We start from the raw sequence: 1,906 nt of genomic DNA, 5'->3' as shown, positions 1-1,906 counted from the left end.
GGCCCGCCCGAGGCCGGGGGCCACGAGGGCGGCCGCCACCGGGCGCTCGCCCGCGATCAGGGCGATGTTGACGGAGTAATCCGGCGTCCCGGCCAGGAAGTCGCGGGTGCCGTCCAGCGGATCGACCAGGAAGAAATTTTGGGCCGGCCGCACCGCGAGTTCGTCCGCCGGGGTGCTCTCCTCGGCGACGACGGCCATTCCGGGGAAGCGTGCGGCCAGCGCCGCGACGATCAAGGCCTCGGCCTCGATGTCGGCGGCGCTCGACGGCGATCCGTCCGGCTTGAGGGCGTGGGGGCAGGGGCCGCGATGATAGCGCCGCAGCACCTCACCGGCGGCGCAGGCGATCTCGGCGAGCGCCGCGGCGATCCGCTCGCGCTCAGGCCCCGAAAACATCGCCGCGCCCGTCATGTCGCCTCCCGCACCCGCTTGCATGCCCGAGCGGGTTGAGATTGTCGACGGTTCGGGCCGGGAAACGGTTCCGTTGCGTGGTGTTGATCGGGGAGTGGCGGCTGAACGGATAGGGGGCTGATACCTCTATGGGGACTGGACCCCGATCACCGTCCGCTTGATCCGGGCGAGCAGCGCACAGGTCCGGCGCCGGTGGCGATGCAGCTCCGCCGCGAGGCTGCGGGCATCCGGCAAGCCCACGGCCTTGGCGATCTGCCGGGCGGCGCCGTCGGAGGGGACGGCGCCGGGATCGGCCATCACCAGCCGCTGCCATTGGTAGACCGCGTCGAGGAAGCCGTAGGTCTCGGACAGGGGCTCGGTCATGGCGGTGGGCAGGATCCCGCGCGCGCCGGCCTTCCGGAGCACAGCCTCCCCCGAGAGGCCGATGCCGTCGGCCTGGACCTGCGGGTGGCTCAGCACGATGGACTGGGCCAGGAAATCGAGGTCGAACAGCCCGCCGGGGGCGAGCTTGAGGTCGTACGGCCCGGCATGGCCGCGCTCCGCGGCGACGAGCCGGCGCATCTCCCCGGCCGCGGCGCAGACCTGGGCGGGATCGCGCGGCTGCCCGACCGTCTCGGCGATGGCCGCCATGACGGCCGCGCCGAGTTCGGGATCGCCCGCCACCACCCGGGCCCGGGTCAGGGCCATGTGCTCCCAGGGTTCGGCGGCCTCGCGCTGATAGGTCACGAAGCCGTTCAGCTGCACGGCGGGCGGGCTGTGGCTGCCGTAGGGCCGCAGGCGCAGGTCGACCGCGTAGAGCCGGCCGCGGCGTGTGGCGGTGGTCAGCGCCGCGTAGAGCCGCTGCGCCAACCGGTTATAGGCCACGACCGCGTCGAGCGGGCGCGGGCCGTCGCTCATCCGGTTCTCCGGATCGAAATCGTACAGGAACACGAGGTCGAGGTCGGAGACCGCGCTGAGCTGCCGGGATCCGAGCCGGCCGAGCGCCAGCACGCAGCACCGGCCCTTCGGAACGGCGCCGTGGTCCTGCGCGAACCGGCGCTCCTCCGCCTCCAGGTTCAGCGCGACCGTCGCCTCCGCGATGGCCGAATAGGCCTCCCCGGCTTGGCGCGGCGTGATCAGGCCGGACAGGAGCCGCGCCCCCGTGACGAAGGCCATCTGCCGGGTGGCGTCCCGGCACCGGTCCAGAAGCTCCTCGTGGCTCGGCGGCTGCCCGACCAGCGCCCGGTACTGGTCGCGGACCTGCTCAGGATCCGGCACCGGCGCCACGAAGTCGGGATCAAGCACGGTGTCGAGGACGTGGGGGCTGAGGCTGACCGTGTCGGCGAGGTGGGGCGAGGTCCCCAGGATGTCGGCGAACAGCAGGCGCAGGCGCGCGTGCGAGCGCAGGATGGCGAGCAGCTCCGCCACCGCCGGCATCCGGGCGAAGGCCCGGTCGAGGGTGAGCAGGGCCGCGTCCGGATCGTTCGTGCCGCCGAGCGCCCGCAGCAGGCTCGGCAGC

The 1,906-nt window shown here is 73.4% G+C and carries 1 protein-coding gene and 1 pseudogene; both read right to left on the bottom strand.

All coding sequences use genetic code 11. From position 1 onward, the window contains the following. The coding region (locus tag FV228_RS28325) for an inositol monophosphatase family protein (RefSeq protein WP_281406545.1) at positions 1-408 on the bottom strand (408 nt) is incomplete at its 3' end. Between the two features lie 126 nt (positions 409-534). After that, a pseudogene (locus FV228_RS28320) lies at positions 535-1,906 on the bottom strand (bifunctional [glutamine synthetase] adenylyltransferase/[glutamine synthetase]-adenylyl-L-tyrosine phosphorylase); the annotation flags it as partial.

The sequence above is a fragment of the Methylobacterium sp. WL18 genome, from assembly GCF_008040015.1.
Taxonomy (GTDB): Bacteria; Pseudomonadota; Alphaproteobacteria; order Rhizobiales; family Beijerinckiaceae; genus Methylobacterium; species Methylobacterium mesophilicum.
Note: the sequence above shows the minus strand (reverse complement) of the source record. Positions and strands in the feature narration are given on the sequence as shown.